Origin of the sequence: Thiobacillus sp. (assembly GCF_030696885.1) — a bacterium.
Taxonomy (GTDB): domain Bacteria; phylum Pseudomonadota; class Gammaproteobacteria; order Burkholderiales; family Thiobacillaceae; genus Thiobacillus.
Map to the genome: position 1 here is coordinate 72,924 of NZ_JAUYRI010000009.1, position 14,779 is coordinate 87,702.

Below are 14,779 nucleotides of genomic sequence, written 5' to 3' on the forward strand. Positions count from 1 at the left end.
CGGCCGGGATTTATCGTACCCATACGCCGTTCGATACCGCTCACGCTGCGGGGCGCGGCGAACTCACCCGTCAACCGTCAAAGGAGAAACATCATGTCCCACGCCAACCTTGCCGCCGCCCAAGCTATTGTCCGCAACGGCGTCGACGTCACCGCGCTCTTCGCCACCATCGATGCCGTCAAGGCCAATCCGGACATCGCCCGGTTCCAGTTCCGCGCCAGGAACAGCTGGAAGGGCGGCGACCACAATCACAGCACCATCGACGACTTCCACGGCGCCTTGCAGGACATTCCGCACGCGCGCGCCTTCGAGCTCGACAACGGCGAGCCAGCTGTCCTGCTCGGCCGCGACGACAACCCCAACCCCGTCGAGTATGTACTGCACGCGCTGATCGGTTGCCTCACCACCACCATGGCCTACCACGCCGCTGCGCGCGGCATCACCGTCGAGGCCATCGATTCGCATTTGGAGGGTGACCTCGACCTACGCGGCTTCCTCGGCCTGTCGAATACCGTCCGCAAGGGCTTTTCCACCATTCGCGTCGTCATGCGCGTGAAGTCCGAGGCCTCCGCGCCGGTGCTGCGCGAGCTCGCCAAGTACTCGCCGGTGTACGACATCGTGTCGAACTCGCTGCCGGTCGAGGTCAGGGTCGAGACGTACTGAGCCCTCGTGACTCGGCGCCGGGCCTCATCCTGGCGCCGAGCGGCGTTCTACCGGCGGGGCTGGATCAGGAATCCGGGCCCCGTAACGTTGCCTGCATCGCCTGCTCGCTCACCGGGTAGGTCAACACGGCATGGACGGGAAACAGTTCCAGCAGCTTGCCGATATGGTCTTCTTCACGCGGATGCATGAACACGATGACCTTCGCCTGCGGCGCAAAGCGTTGCAGCGTCCGGATCGTGACGTCCAGATTGGAGACGTTGGCGCCCGCGTAGTTGTTGCCCCAGCCGTAGACGAACTCGCCGACGAAGAAATCGGGCGGCTGCTTCTGCAAGGCCCGATGGAGATTGCGGGCCGTGTCGAAGCGCTCCGCCACGATGCCCAGCTTCTGGTACAGGGCGCTGAAATCGGGAGGGAAGGGGGATTCGATCAGGGAAAAAAGGGTTTGCATGGGGCTGAAGTTTACAGCGGCGCCCATGAGTTTTGGTGCGGACAGCCTGTGGGACGCGCGAACGAAAACGTCAGCGGTTGACGTCCACGATCACCCGGCCCCGCACCTCGCCGTTGAGCAGCTTCGAGGCGAGGGGCAGCACGTCTGAGAGGCCGACTTCCTGGCTGATCGTGGCCAGCTTCGCGACATCGAGATCGCTGGCCAGGCGTCGCCAGGCTTCGAGCCGCTCGGGCCGGGGACACATCACGCTGTCGATGCCCACCAGCGTCACGCCGCGCAGGATGAACGGCGCGACGGTGCCCGGGAAATCCATGCCGCCTGCGAGCCCGCAGGCCGTGACCACACCGCGATATTTTGTCGTCGCGCAGACGTTCGCCAGCGTGTGGCTGCCGACCACGTCCACCGCACCGGCCCAGCGCTCGCGGCCCAGGGGCTTGCCGGGCGTCGCGAACGTCGCACGGTCCAGCACTTCCACCGCACCCAGCTGCTTGAGGTAGTCGGTCTCTGCCGGCCGGCCGCTCACCGCGACCACGCGGTAACCCAGCCGGGTCAACACTGCCGTCGCCACGCTGCCCACGCCGCCGGCCGCGCCGGTCACCACAATCTCCCCATCGGCCGGCGTCACGCCATGCCGCTCCAGCGCCAGCACGCACAGCATCGCGGTATAGCCCGCCGTGCCTATGGCCATCGCCTGCTGCAGCGTGAATTGCGCCGGCAGCGGCACCAGCCAGTTGCCGTTTACGCGCGCCTTTTGCGCCAGGCCGCCCCAATGCGTTTCGCCCACGCCCCAGCCATTCAGGATCACCGCGTCGCCCGCCTTGTAATCGGGGTGCGTCGAATGCGCCACCGTGCCGGTCAGATCGATGCCGGGCACCATCGGAAACGCGCGCACCACCGGCCCCTTGCCGGTGATCGCCAGCGCGTCCTTGTAGTTGAGCGTCGAATGGCTCACCCGCACCGTTACATCGCCCTCGGGCAAGCGTCCCTCGTCGAGGTCCGTCAGCGCGGCGCGGTAGCCCGCCTCGTCCTTCTCGATCAAGATTCCTTTGAACATGGGATGGGGGTTTCTCCGTTAAAGCGCGACGAGACGCCAGCGGGCAAAGCCCATTGAAAGCCCGTCATGGTTGGACCGTTGGATATTGCGGGTCGTGTCTAAACGCTGCGTCTCCAAGCCGAGCCTTTGCTGCAGGGTGCCGAAATCGGGGGTGCAAAGGCGGACCCGATCAGAGAGAAAAGGGCTCCGAAGCCGCGGTTGTTTTATCGGACGCTCAATATCGCGAATACACCCGCGGGGCGCCGTTCTTGTCCAGCAGGATCACCTCGTACGCATCCTTGTGGCTGCCCTGTTCCATGCCGGGAGAACCGACCGGCATGCCGGGCACGGTCAAGCCGCGTGCCTGCGGTTTTTCCTTCAGCAGGCGCTTGATGTCCCGGGCGGGCACGTGGCCCTCGATGACATAGCCGCCGATCACCGCCGTGTGGCAGGAGCCGTAAGCGGCCGGAACGCCCAGGCGCTGCTTGTGCTGCGCCACGTCCTGGGTGTCGTGGCTGCGTACCGTGAAGCCGTTTTCCTTGAGGTGGTCGATCCACTTGACGCAGCAGCCGCATGTCGGGCTCTTGTACACGTCGATGACCGGCACCGCCGGCGCGGCCCACGCAGTCGAGGACACGAATCCGATGATCATGGCCAGGGAAAGGGCAGGTTTTGTGAAGCGTGTCATTTTCATGGTGTGATCGGATGGACGAGGTTGGTTGAATGATCGGGCAATCAAATGACCAGACTCCATTGGCTTTGGTTCGCTCACCCGACGCGCCAGGTTCGACGGGCAGCGGAGTTCGGAGCACTCTGTAGACATCGAATTCTGGCGGCAATGCTATTCGACGCTGACCCCTTTAGTCGCTTTGAGTGGGCCTGGCCCGTCGCACTTCCATTCGCTCAATCTAGCGCGTTTTTTAGCGTATGCCACTGGATCGGCGCAGGCCGCGTGTTATCCAATACCTCGGCCTGCTTGCGTTTGGCGTATTCCTCCGCACGCTGCAAGAATTTCTGAAGATCGGCGTTGGCGATGCGGGTCTGTTCCTCCATTTCGTCGGCGGTCAGAGGCGCGTCGATCAACCGAACCTCGATACGCAAAACGGCAGGATATTTTTCGGTCAGCGCCTGCAGGATCGCGTCGAGCTTCTTGCCAGGCAGGCCGTAGCGCAGCTGCTTGGTGAGAAACAGCCGTAGAATTGCTCCGTCGCCCGGGTTCGCGCGGTTATTGATCACCGCCGCCTCTTTCTGCAGCCAGCCACGCAGCCGCAGCGGCGTGATCTCGACGCCGGGGTTCAAGATGGCGATGTGGATTTGTCCCGAAGCCATGCGGAACTCCTGTCATGCAAAAGCGGCATTGTGCAGAAGATTTGCGGGCAGCGCCAACGCGAGGAGGCAATGGTGACCCCATTTGCGCGGATCAGTGGTCGGTTCAGAAAAAGGCGAAAGCGATGTTTATTAACAGTATTCAATACGGCATGAAACCGCGCCTCGTGGCGCTTTGGGCGCTTTTCACTGGCAACGGGGGGATGCCGTGATCGCCAACTCCTGGAAGGAGCCCCGGGCATGCAACTGATCGGTCGCTACCACAATGCCGGCTTCGAGGCGGTTGCTGATGGCGTCATGGATTTCTTTGACCGGCGACACGATCTGCAGCGGCCGGGCATAGCCTTCGGTTCTGGCGGCCGTGACGCGGAGCCTGCCAAGGTATCGACGGACATCAGCCTCGTGGCGTTCAGCCGTTCAGATCCCGAGGCATTCGCACTTGCAGATCTGATCGTGCGAGGTGTATCAGCAGGCCTTGAGCGCTACCTGCAGGAGCGACCGCTGTTCCGACAGGTCTGCCCGGACCAGGAGTTGTTTGTGACGCCGGTGTTCAACCTGCAGCGTTACGCGCCCGGCGAGGGTTTCCGTCAGTGGCACTGCGACTGGACGATTGGCGACGAAGCCACCGAGCCGGTGCACCGCGTGCTGGCCTGGATCCTCTACTGCAATTCGGTGGACGAGGCTGGCACCGAATTCCACTGGCAACAGCATCACGAAGTGGCGGAGCGGGGCAAGCTGCTGATCTTTCCAGCCTCGCCCTCTCACATCCATCGTGGCCGGGTGAATAGCGAGCTCAGCAAGACAATCGCCACTGGCTGGATCAATGCGGGGTCGCGTGAAGGCTTCTTAAGGCGTCTGGCTCGCTCCTGAGGTCGAGGTGCCAGAAGCATCATTTTTTAAACCATTTTTGCGATTCAAGACGTATCTGAATCTGGCGTTCGATTAGATCACTAGAGAAGAAATGGTGTCTGACCTATTTGTTCCTGTATTGACCGTCAAGTTGTGGGTAGCCCCAGTTTGTCGAAGAACGCACGATTTCTTTGTCTGGCTGAATTGAGTAAGCGGTCAAAAGAAATAACTTCGATATAGGCCTTGTAATTTGGGTTGTACCCAAAGTAGCCAAGATGATCGCTTGTCACCGTCAAGCCAAGCGTTTTGCATCTGCGCTCGACGGTGGGAGTGATGTCACAAATGGCGTAACAGAATCCGGGTATGTCATCTGAGCGAGGTATCGGTCGGCCAGAAGATGTTTTTGCGCCACCTTCACGAATGCGTTCCAAATAGCCAAGTGCCTGTTCAACGGGGTCTTTCTCTTCTCCAGCCGCGGCGTCATTCCGCATTGGCCGCTTGATCTCTACAATAACGATCGATGCTAATGGCAAGCCTTGCCCATCGGCTACCAGGATGGGCTCGTCAAAAACGTTCAAAGCGCAAATATCAGGCTCCTTGGTGCTTGCGTAATCGGTAATCGGCATCGTCGATAGGGACTTGTCAGAGGCAAGGAAATCGTGGAATGCAAGCCGTTCATCAATCAGCCAAAGATTGCAACTGTCTAACTTCACCTCATTAGAGGTCTTTCTCATTGGCATAATGAGTTCATGAATTAACTCTTCTCTGGCGTACTTACCATCTGCCCCACGCTGTACCGCCTTCCCCAAAATGTCCAGTATGATTTTCCTGTGGAAAACATAGTTCGCGAGGTCGGACTTTTTGATGTCGTCGGCTTTTTCCAGATAGTCAGCGAGACGAGCGTTATATTGAGCTGGCGACTCATCCTTACCGAAATTCATGATCTCGTGACCCTCTGAAAGCAAGCTGCCTTCAATCTCCGCTAGCTGCTTGTGCAAGATCAAGTCAAGTTCTTTGTCTGATATATCGGGGTCGACGCTCAGTTTGTCCTCTGAGATGCGGGCGAGAATAGGGCGATAGCGAGGGGCGCGGTGGGAGACAAATTTTTCCACTCGCGCTCGTCCTGCTTTCTGGCTTTCCTTTAAATAGCCTTCCAAGTGCTTACTAGAAGATGCAATAACCGCGTTCCTGATGTCTGTTAGGTTAAGCTCGGTTTCAGAGAATAGGTCCTCGCTCATTTCCTCGATGTCGAAGCCGATGCGTTCTGGGCGTACATGCTGATCAAGGAATGGAGATGTTACATAGCAAGCATAAACAAACTCTCCTGCCTCTTCCTTGATCTTTCCATGTAGCCCAGCCACTTTGCCGGCGATATTCTCTTCCTCTACTACGCGGCTCGCTGCACACCATGCGATGAAGTGTTGCTTAGCTGAGCTTGCTTTGAGTTTGATATGCGTGAGTTCAAAACTTTGTCCTTTGATTTGGACACTCTCCTTTTTGGCGGACGAGAACATGTACTCGTCGTAGATATCATCAAGGCTAATTAGTTCTAGCTCATCTTTGATTCGAATTTGTGGAGCACCACCATCCCGAACGAAGTACCAAAGACAGTGTTCAAACAAACTATTCGCAATGGTTTTTCCGGTCTTCGGGGACTTCTCCCGATAGGATTTGTTAAAGCCGTTTAGATTCACGCAGGTTTTGGGTTGAGTTCCCGGTTCAGCATCACCCAGTTTGATGTTGCCCACCCCTTGTGCAGCCGTAAAAGTAAAGGATCGCCGTTTTAGGTCAGTAGCCTCGTTTCGAAAGTCGCTCGTGACAGTTACACCTTCGAACGCTTTTAGCCATAGTAAACGTCCAACGCCCCGGCAACCCTGTTGTGCCTTGTAGTCGCTATCTAGCGTCTCGAACGAACTCATGTTCATGTCATGAAATCCCGCCCCGTTATCGGTGATCTTGAAACCAATAATGTTCTCTAAGGGGGGCGCGCCACGTTTTGATTTACTGTCGTCCAGTTGCAATGCAGTTTGCGGCGTTCTAATGATGTCGATAGTGATCTCGCCATAGCCAGGATCCGCGTCCAACTCGGCAATTGAGTGAATCGAGTTCACCACAGCTTCGAACAAGGGGAGCAAACCATGGCTTTTTGGAAGCGGTGTGTTGCGCAACCGTCCTTGAAGATAGGTGTTCATGCTCATGCGGTTTTTCCCCTTGGTCTCATTTTCGTTTGTTGTTAGCTTGCTTGCATGCCGGCCGTTTGAGTTGAGTTCAAACGCAGGTACTCTGAACCACTATATTTCGTCGCTGTTCTTCATATTGCTGTCGAGTGACGTCGAGGAACAGTTCAGGGGATGAAATTGCATCGTTGAGAACCCCACCTTTTAGGAGGCTGAGGTAAAGCGCTGCTGAGTAGGCTTGGCAGTTGATTGAGCGTGCAGGGTTGAATTCAATATCACTAAATCCGCAATATTGAGTAACTTGCTTAGCTAAATTGTTGTTCTGATGCAATGCGTTGATATAGATCCAGTCATAGAAATAGGTCCTCGGAGTAAGTGGAAAGTTTTTACCAAAGAACTCAAATCTGACGAGATTCCCTGATTCCTTTAAGCGAATGTCTTTCTTGGCGAGGTGGGAATCTAGGCCAATTAGGTCCTTGTATGGCCCCCCTCGCTCAAATACTTTGCTGCCTTGAAACGCGGTTTCAACAGTAAATACGGAGTTTTTTACTCTAGTCGTAATACGTAAATTGAAGGCACTGAGTTCGACACCAAGAGCTTCTTCTGACTTGCTTGAAATCTCTAAAACTGGGGAGATACCGCACGCTGCCGCGATAGCGTGAAGCTCTCTGATAGATTTTTGTTTCTGACTCTTCGCCATACCTGGATGCCAGTTGAACTCGAGCATCCTCTCTTCAACTCCAATGCCATCAGATATTGGAAGGAAAACTGGTCTTAAGGCCATGCTATTTCCAGTGGGAATAGTCCATTCGAGCGGAGAATAATGACTTGTGATAAAGAAATCCGAAGTTCGGGTATTTGGCTTTCAATTCGTCTCTGCGACTGCTACTTTGGCACACCGCACCCAAAATGTATTTGGGTTCAATGATGTCAAAGACTAGAACCTCCGCTTGCGGATTGGTCGGGCAGTCATCGGGTAGTTTTAGATCCGTTCGGCACGGCTTGCCATCTGCTGGCGAGAAAAGTTTTTCAAATGCGCCGAGTCCTTTACGACTGGCCAGCGGGATTGCCTTTACGTTGCTGCTGGCTGCATTTTCGTAACAAAAGGCACAGTCCTTAAGCCAAAGAATACTCGGCTTGCAAGCGAGTACAACCCATTCTTGCTGTGGATTATGCTGCCGCAAACTGAAGAACATCTTGTAATTTGGATGCCCAATTGATAAGCAATTAGCTGCCTTTTCACCATCCAGCCTATAAGCATCATTATAAATAGCACTGGTTGATTGGGCCTCAAGGATTGCTCTTGGGACGAGGCCGTTCAGGAGAATGGAATCCAAATTCTCCAATCGCGTGAAGTGCCAGACGAACTTTATTTTTCGTTTTTCCACTGCCGCTTCCACAATCAATCCTCTTGTACTTTGATCGGCGCTAAGGATTGCAGCATTCAGAGGATGGCGCAACATCGCGATCAGATTCAGCAATAAAAAGCGCGACTGATCGCTCAGCCGCGCCGGGACAACAGGTTGAAGGCCGCTCGCATTTCGACATGTGCGGCCTCTTTTAGTTAACTCGGCAACATCGCCAACAACCCATTCAATCGGCGCACAAAACTCGCCGGGTCTTCCAGCTGGCCTCCTTCCGCCAGCAGCGCCTGCTCGAACAGCAGGTTGGACCAGTCGGCGAAGCGGTCTTCGTCGGATTCGCTGTTGAGCCGCGTGACCAGGGCGTGTGACGGGTTGATCTCCAGCGTAGGCTTCACCGTGGGCGCAGCCTGGCCGGCGGCCTTGAGCAGGCGTTCGAGGTTGGCGCTCATGTCGCCTTCGCCGGTGACGAGGCAGGCGGGCGAGTCGGTGAGGCGGTGGGTGACGCGGACGTCCTTGACGCGCTCGCCGAGCGTGGTCTTGATGCGCTCGACCAGCGGCTTCATGGCGTCTTCGGCTTCCTTCTGCGCGGTCTTCTCGGCTTCATCTTCCAGCGCGCCCAGATCCAGCCCGCCCTTGGCGACGGACTTGATCGGCTTGCCGTCGAACTCGTGCAGGTTGCTCATTAGCCATTCGTCGACGCGGTCGGACAGCAGCAGCACTTCGATGCCTTTCTTGCGGAAGATTTCTAGGTGCGGGCTGTGCTGGGCGGCGGCGAAGCTGTCGGCGGTGATGGTGTAGATCGCTTCCTGGCCTTCCTTCATGCGGCCGATGTAGTCCTTGAGCGAGACGACCTGCGCATCCGTATCCGTATGGGTGGAGGCGAAGCGGAGCAGGGCGGCGATGCGCTCCTTGTTGGCGAAGTCCTCGCCCGGGCCTTCCTTCAGTACCTTGCCGAAGGCGTTCCAGAACTCGACGTATTTCTCCGGCTGGTTCTCGGCCAGGTCTTCCAGCAGGCCCAGCACCTTCTTCACCGAGCCATTCTTGATCGCATCGATGTCGCGGCTGGACTGCAGGATTTCGCGCGAGACGTTAAGCGGCAGGTCGGCCGAGTCGATGACGCCGCGCACGAAGCGCAGGTAGGCCGGCATCAGCTGCTCGGCGTCGTCCATGATGAAGACGCGGCGCACGTAGAGCTTGATGCCGTGACGGCGGTCGCGGTCGTAGAGGTCGAACGGCGCGTGCGATGGCACGTAGAGCAGCGAGATGTATTCCTGCTTGCCCTCGACGCGGTTGTGCGACCACGCCAGCGGCGGCTCGAAGTCGTGGGCGACGTGCTTGTAGAACTCCTGGTATTCCTCTTCCGTTACGTCCTTCTTGGCGCGCGCCCACAGGGCGGAGGCGCGGTTGACGGTTTCGTCATCAATGGTGGGGGTTTCCACGCCGTCCTTCCATTCGGTTTTCTTCATCACGATGGGCAGGGTGATGTGGTCGGAATAGGTGCGGATGACCGACTTGATCTTGTAGTCGGAGAGGAACTCGTCCTCGCCTTCGCGCAGATGCAGCACGATCTCGGTGCCGCGGCCGGGCTTGTCGACGGTTTCCAGCGTGTAGTCGCCGGCACCCTCGGATTCCCAGCGCACGCCGTGCTCGGACGTGAGGCCGGCGCGGCGGGTGGTCAGCGTCACGCGGTCGGCGACGATGAAGGCGGAATAGAAGCCGACGCCGAACTGGCCGATCAGCGCGGCGTCCTTCTGCTGGTCGCCGGACAGCTGGCTGAAGAATTCGCGGGTGCCGGATTTTGCAATCGTGCCGATGTGCTCGATGACTTCCTGCCGGCTCATGCCGATGCCGTTGTCGGTGATGGTCAGCGTGCGCGCGGCGCGGTCGAAGGCGATGCGGATCTTGAGGTCGGGGTCGTTCTCATACAGCGCGCCATCCGACAGCCCCTCGAAGCGCAGCTTGTCGGCGGCGTCGGAGGCGTTGGAAATCAGTTCGCGCAGGAAAATGTCCTTGTTGGAATACAAGGAATGGATCATCAGCTGCAGCAGCTGTTTGACTTCGGCCTGGAAGCCAAGAGTTTCTTTGGTGGCGGACATGCCTTTATCTCCCGTAAGGTACAAACAAGGTGATACGGGAAATGGGGGCGGGTTGGCGGGTTTCAAGCCCTGTCGCTCAGGTAGGGCTTGAGGCCTTCGACGATGAGAGGGTTGTTCAGCTTCGATGTGATGGGCGGCTGAGGCAGGTTCTGCCCCGCCGGCACACCGAGTCAGGGCGCCAGGGTGATCACTTGCTCTTCGATGACCTCTGCGGTCGCCGAATAGACATAGCGCTTGTCGAGCTTGCCGTCCTTGTCCGCGTCGACCTCTGCGGTTGTGAGTACGCCAAGCCGATAGTGCTCGATCCGAACAGGCAACGCGGTGTACGGGTTGAGGAATTCGACAGAGGTCAGCACGCCGTGCGCATAGTGGTATCTCAGGTCCGGGAGAGTGTCTCCATCGGTATCCACTTCGCCGACTTCGTACTTCCCCTTACGCAAGCGGTAACGGCTTTCGAAGACGCCGTCGAAGTCGTCATCCGCTTCGGCCGACACGACATGCCCCTGCCTGTCGGCGGTTTCGACATAGTCAATTTTTCCGTCCAGGTTGCGATCCTCCTTGGACCCGAGAAACGTGCCACTTGGCGAATAACGCCAGATCAGGTCGGGCACGCCGTCATGGTTGTAGTCGATTCCATCGTTGTTCAAAGGCGCACGGAAGAACAAGTAGGAGCCTGCTACCCCAATCAGTACGCCGACCAAAAGGGCCGCAAAGCCGTTATTTTGCCGTTGAGCGGGTGCCGGGGCCGGGTCATGCACCTCTGTGGCCTCCCATCTCTGGATCACGGCTCTTGCCCGTTCATAATTCTCGGCGTCGACCATCAGGCGGACGAGGCCACTTGCCGGAAGCTCACCAACGCCGCCCTGGAGGTAAGCGCCATTCACCTGCGTGGGGATGCCCTCCTGCTGCAGCAGATCGTGAAGCATTTGGGCTTCGAGGCTATTCGATGCTTCGTAGAGGGTCTTCACGGATCCTGGTCGAGTGGACGGGTGGGAGAAGCATAACGGAGCCGGCTCATTTTTGTCTGGAGAACAGGTCCAGCAGCACGTCCTGGGCGCTGTAACGCTTGGCGCGGCGCGCCTTGCGGCGACGGTAGCTGCCGTCGGGCTGCATGTCCCAGGCTTGCACGTTGTCGCGCAGGTAGGGTTTGAGGCCTTCGAGGATGACGCGCTTTTTCAGCTTGGGGTTGAGGATGGGAAAGCCGGTTTCGATGCGGCGAAAGAAGTTGCGGTCCATCCAGTCGGCGGAGGACAGATAGACCTGCTCGACGCCGCCGTTCCTGAAATAGAAGATGCGTGTGTGCTCGAGGAAGCGCCCGACCACCGAGCGCACCCGGATGTTGTCCGACAGGCCGGCGATGCCGGGGCGCAAGGCGCACACGCCGCGGATGATGAGGTCGATCTTCACCCCCGCCTGGCTGGCGGCATACAGCGCAGCGATGACCTGCGGCTCCAGCAGCGCGTTCATCTTGGCGATGATGGCGGCGGGTTTGCCGGCGGCGGCCAGCGCGGTTTCGTGGTTGATGGCGGCGACGACTTCGCTGTGCAGCGTGAACGGCGCCTGCCACAGGCGCTTGAGTTTGCCGGCCTTGCCCAGCCCGGTGATCTGGGTGAACAGGCTGGCGACGTCGGCGGTAATAGTTTCGTCGGCGGTCAGCAGGCCAAAGTCGGTATACAGGCGGGCGGTACGGGCGTGGTAGTTGCCGGTGCCCAGGTGGGCGTAGCGGCGCAGTTCGCCCTCTTCGCGGCGGACGACCAGCGCGAGCTTGGCATGCGTTTTGTGGCCGACGACGCCATAGACGACATGGGCGCCGACTTCCTCCAGCTTGGCCGCCCAGTTGATGTTGGCTTCTTCGTCGAAACGCGCCATCAGCTCGACCACCACGGTGACTTCCTTGCCCGCCTGGGCGGCGCGGATCAGCGCCTGCATCAGCTTGGAGTCGGTGCCGGTGCGGTAGACCGTTTGCCGCATGGCGACCACGCTGGGGTCGGCGGCGGCCTGCTCGATGAAGTCGATCACCGGCTGGAAGGATTCGAACGGGTGGTGCAGCAGAACGTCGCCCTTGCGGATGTGCGCAAAGATGTCGTCCTGCTTGGCCAGCCGCGCGGGCAGGGCGGGGATCAAGGGTGCAAACTTGAGCTCAGGACGGTCGACCCAGTCGGGCACCTGCATCAGGCGCACCAGGTTGACCGGGCCGTGTTCCTGGTAGAGGTCGTCTGGATCGAGCTCGAATTGTTCTAGCAGGAAGGCCGCCATCGAGGTCGAGCAATTGTCGGCCACCTCCAGCCGCACCGCGGCACCAAAGTGGCGTTGCGGCAACTCGCCCTGCAGCGCCTGGCGCAGGTTCTTGGTTTCCTCGTCGTCGACGAAGAGGTCGGAATTGCGGGTGACGCGAAACTGGTAGCAACCCTGCACCGTCATCCCGGCGAACAGCTCGCCGACGTGGGCGTGCAGGATGGACGACAGGAACACGAAGCCGTATTCGCAGCCGGCGATTTCCTCCGGCAGGCGGATGACGCGCGGCAGCGAGCGCGGCGCCTGCACCACGGCGGCGCCGGAATTGCGGCCGAAGGCGTCGCGTCCGGACAGCTCGACCGCAAAGTTGAGGCTCTTGTTGAGCACGCGCGGAAAGGGGTGCGAGGGATCAAGTCCCACCGGGGTGAGCACCGGCATCAGCTCGCGGAAAAAGTAGTCGCGAATCCACGCCGCCTGGGCTTCGTTCCAATGCGTACGGCGAAAAAAATGCACGCCGTTTTCGGCCAGCTCGGGAACGATATCGTCGTTGAAGAGTTCGTACTGCCGGGCCACCAGCGCATGCGCCATGTCTGATACCGCACGAAACTGCTGGCGCGGGGTCAGCCCGTCGGGCGAGCGCTGGGTGGAGTTGGCGCGGATCTGCTCTTTCAGTCCGGCCACCCGAACTTCGAAGAATTCGTCCATGTTGCTGGACACGATGCACAGGAATTTCAGCCGCTCCAGCAAGGGCATGGTGGGATCGTCGGCCTGCGCCAGCACGCGGCGCTGGAATTCGAGAATGCCGAGCTCGCGGTTGATCAGCGTCTCGGGACTGGGGAGTGTCATCGTTTTGATATCCATGTCGTGCTTGAATCCTGACGTGCTTGAAACTTGGCGTGTTTGAATCTTGGTGTGTTTGAGTCTTGGCGGGCTTGAATCTCAGTGCGCTTGAATTTTGGCGTGCTTGAATGATAAGGGGCCACCGGGGCCCCAATATGACAGTTAAATGACAACTACGCATCCGCAGGAAATCGAACTCAAGCTGGCGCTACCGCCCGAACAGGCCGCGGCCTTTCTCAAGCGCATGGCCCGGCGGCGCAGCGTGCCGGTGAAGCACGACCTGATCACCCGCTATTTCGACACCCCCGACTTTGCGCTGAGCGCGCTGGGTGTGGCGTTGCGGGTGCGCCGCGTGGGCCGCCGCTGGCTGCAGACCTTGAAGACCGAAGGCGAGCGCCAGGGCGGGCTGTCGCGCCGTGCCGAATATGAAATGCCGGTGGCAGGCGACGCGCCGGACTGGACGCGGTTTCCACCCGAGGCGCTGGCCTGGGTGCCGGAGGCGCTGCGCGATGCCCTTGTTCCGGTGTTCGAGACGCGCTTTCACCGTACCGCCTGGCAGCTGAAGGGCAAGGGCGGCGCGGCGATCGAAGTGGCGCTGGACGTGGGCGAGGTGCGGGCCGGCGAGCGCAGCCAGCCGATTTGCGAGATCGAACTCGAACTGAAAGCCGGCCAGCCGGATGCACTGTTTGCGCTCGCGCTGGAGTGGGCCGCTGCCTTCGACTATCTGCCGTTCGACGTCAGCAAGGCCGAACGCGGCGTGCAGCTTGCGCAGGGCGAAGCGGATGCGCCACTGAAGTCGGCAGCGATGCGACTGGACGGCGACATGAGCGTGGAGGACGGCTTTGCCGCGATCGTGCAGGCATGTCTCGCGCAGTTCCAGAGCAATCTGCCGGGCGTGTTTGCCAGCAACGACATCGAGCACGTGCACCAGGCGCGGGTAGCGCTGCGGCGGCTGCGTGCGGCATTGCGGCTCTATCGCAAGGCGTGCGTGCTGCCGGACGCACTGATGGACGGGCTGCGCACGCTGGCCGCCGCGCTCGGCCCGGCGCGCGACTGGGACGTGTTGTTGGCGGAAACCCTGCCAGCGATCGCGCCGCATTGTCCCGATCCCGATGCCTGGCAGCGCGGCATGCAGGTGCTGGAGGCGCACCGGATCGACGTGCGGTCGGCCATGCAGACGGCCATCAGGCTGGGGCATCCGGGCGCCTGGCTGCTGGCGGTTCAGCGCTGGCTGCTGCAGCGCGGCTGGCGGGCCGCTCCGCCGGCGCAGCGTCTGATCCAGTTGTCGCCGCTGGAACAATGGGCGCGCCGTGCGCTGCAGAAGGGACATCGCCGCGTCGCCCGCGGTGCGCGCGATTTCGATCAGCTGGAACCGGCGCAGCGCCACGCCCTGCGCATTGCGATCAAGCGCCAGCGTTATGCGGCCGAGTTTTTCCAGCCCCTGTTTGGCGGGTACCCTGAGGGGCATCAACGTCGGCAGGCTCGCTATCTGGCTGCCCTGCGCGACGCGCAGGACAGCCTTGGGCGCAGCAACGACGCGCATGTGGCGTGGGGCCTGCTGACGTCGGGTCCGGCGGTCGACGCCGGGCCGATGGGGCAATTCGTGCTCGGCTGGCTGGCGGCAAAGCTGGCGGAGGCTGCGAACGACGAAAGCGCGGGTGCGGTGCGGGACATTCTGACACTGAAGCGCGACTGGTAAGCGTATGGCTGCGCCGGGTTATGCTGGCCTGTGCTGAACGGATAAACGA

At 59.7% G+C, this 14,779-nt stretch carries 13 protein-coding genes; 3 read left to right on the top strand and 10 right to left on the bottom strand.

Going from position 1 to position 14,779, the window contains the following annotated elements; genetic code table 11:
* Positions 1-93 precede the first annotated feature (93 nt).
* On the top strand, positions 94-663 hold the full coding sequence (locus Q8R61_RS04115) for an OsmC family protein (protein WP_305534501.1): 570 nt from the start codon (positions 94-96) through the stop codon (positions 661-663).
* Between the two features lie 64 nt (positions 664-727).
* On the opposite strand, the gene Q8R61_RS04120 is transcribed toward Q8R61_RS04115, so the two are convergent.
* The 4 genes from Q8R61_RS04120 to Q8R61_RS04135 form a co-directional block, all read right to left on the bottom strand.
* Complete coding sequence (locus tag Q8R61_RS04120) at positions 728-1,111, bottom strand: hypothetical protein (RefSeq protein WP_305534503.1); 384 nt, start codon at positions 1,109-1,111, stop codon at positions 728-730.
* Positions 1,112-1,181: 70 nt separating this feature from the next.
* A complete protein-coding gene (locus Q8R61_RS04125; RefSeq protein WP_305534505.1) occupies positions 1,182-2,165 on the bottom strand; it encodes an MDR family oxidoreductase in 984 nt (327 codons plus the stop codon).
* A 214-nt stretch (positions 2,166-2,379) separates the two neighbouring features.
* Positions 2,380-2,838 (bottom strand): DUF411 domain-containing protein, encoded by a 459-nt coding sequence (locus Q8R61_RS04130; protein ID WP_305534507.1) that lies wholly within the window; start codon positions 2,836-2,838, stop codon positions 2,380-2,382.
* A gap of 209 nt (positions 2,839-3,047) precedes the next feature.
* Positions 3,048-3,443, bottom strand: coding sequence for a hypothetical protein (locus tag Q8R61_RS04135; protein ID WP_305534509.1), 396 nt, complete (start codon positions 3,441-3,443; stop codon positions 3,048-3,050).
* A gap of 267 nt (positions 3,444-3,710) precedes the next feature.
* Here Q8R61_RS04135 and Q8R61_RS04140 point away from each other — a divergent pair, with 267 nt between their 5' ends.
* A complete protein-coding gene (locus Q8R61_RS04140; RefSeq protein ID WP_305534511.1) occupies positions 3,711-4,340 on the top strand; it encodes a 2OG-Fe(II) oxygenase in 630 nt (209 codons plus the stop codon).
* Positions 4,341-4,465: 125 nt separating this feature from the next.
* On the opposite strand, the gene Q8R61_RS04145 is transcribed toward Q8R61_RS04140, so the two are convergent.
* The 6 genes from Q8R61_RS04145 to ppk1 form a co-directional block, all read right to left on the bottom strand.
* Positions 4,466-6,517 (bottom strand): hypothetical protein, encoded by a 2,052-nt coding sequence (locus Q8R61_RS04145; protein ID WP_305534513.1) that lies wholly within the window; start codon positions 6,515-6,517, stop codon positions 4,466-4,468.
* 70 nt (positions 6,518-6,587) lie between these two features.
* Positions 6,588-7,280 carry a hypothetical protein gene (locus Q8R61_RS04150; protein ID WP_305534515.1) on the bottom strand — a complete coding sequence of 231 codons (693 nt, stop codon included), beginning with the start codon at positions 7,278-7,280 and terminating at the stop codon, positions 6,588-6,590.
* Position 7,281: 1 nt separating this feature from the next.
* Entirely contained in the window at positions 7,282-7,977 is a 696-nt protein-coding gene (locus Q8R61_RS04155; protein WP_305534517.1) for a DarT ssDNA thymidine ADP-ribosyltransferase family protein, read from the bottom strand.
* 83 nt (positions 7,978-8,060) lie between these two features.
* Positions 8,061-9,956: a molecular chaperone HtpG gene (gene htpG / locus Q8R61_RS04160; protein ID WP_305534519.1), complete on the bottom strand. Its 1,896-nt coding sequence runs from the start codon at positions 9,954-9,956 to the stop codon at positions 8,061-8,063.
* 170 nt (positions 9,957-10,126) lie between these two features.
* On the bottom strand, positions 10,127-10,924 hold the full coding sequence (locus Q8R61_RS04165; RefSeq protein WP_305534521.1) for a DUF2007 domain-containing protein: 798 nt from the start codon (positions 10,922-10,924) through the stop codon (positions 10,127-10,129).
* Between the two features lie 46 nt (positions 10,925-10,970).
* On the bottom strand, positions 10,971-13,037 hold the full coding sequence (gene ppk1 / locus Q8R61_RS04170; protein WP_305534713.1) for a polyphosphate kinase 1: 2,067 nt from the start codon (positions 13,035-13,037) through the stop codon (positions 10,971-10,973).
* Between the two features lie 160 nt (positions 13,038-13,197).
* On the opposite strand from ppk1, the gene Q8R61_RS04175 reads away from it, so the two are divergent.
* The gene (locus Q8R61_RS04175) at positions 13,198-14,730 is read left to right on the top strand and encodes a CYTH and CHAD domain-containing protein (RefSeq protein WP_305534523.1); all 1,533 of its coding nucleotides are present in this window, start codon (positions 13,198-13,200) and stop codon (positions 14,728-14,730) included.
* The last annotated feature ends 49 nt before the right edge of the window (positions 14,731-14,779 follow it).

Coding starts and splice junctions, on each gene's coding strand:
- Q8R61_RS04140 (WP_305534511.1), top strand. CDS start 3,711: ATGCAACTGATCGGTCGCTACCACAATGCCGGCTTCGAGGCGGTTGCT.
- Q8R61_RS04175 (WP_305534523.1), top strand. CDS start 13,198: ATGACAACTACGCATCCGCAGGAAATCGAACTCAAGCTGGCGCTACCG.
- Q8R61_RS04145 (WP_305534513.1), bottom strand. CDS start 6,517: ATGAGCATGAACACCTATCTTCAAGGACGGTTGCGCAACACACCGCTT.
- Q8R61_RS04120 (WP_305534503.1), bottom strand. CDS start 1,111: ATGCAAACCCTTTTTTCCCTGATCGAATCCCCCTTCCCTCCCGATTTC.
- Q8R61_RS04125 (WP_305534505.1), bottom strand. CDS start 2,165: ATGTTCAAAGGAATCTTGATCGAGAAGGACGAGGCGGGCTACCGCGCC.
- Q8R61_RS04150 (WP_305534515.1), bottom strand. CDS start 7,280: ATGGCCTTAAGACCAGTTTTCCTTCCAATATCTGATGGCATTGGAGTT.
- Q8R61_RS04115 (WP_305534501.1), top strand. CDS start 94: ATGTCCCACGCCAACCTTGCCGCCGCCCAAGCTATTGTCCGCAACGGC.
- htpG (WP_305534519.1), bottom strand. CDS start 9,956: ATGTCCGCCACCAAAGAAACTCTTGGCTTCCAGGCCGAAGTCAAACAG.
- ppk1 (WP_305534713.1), bottom strand. CDS start 13,037: ATGACACTCCCCAGTCCCGAGACGCTGATCAACCGCGAGCTCGGCATT.
- Q8R61_RS04130 (WP_305534507.1), bottom strand. CDS start 2,838: ATGAAAATGACACGCTTCACAAAACCTGCCCTTTCCCTGGCCATGATC.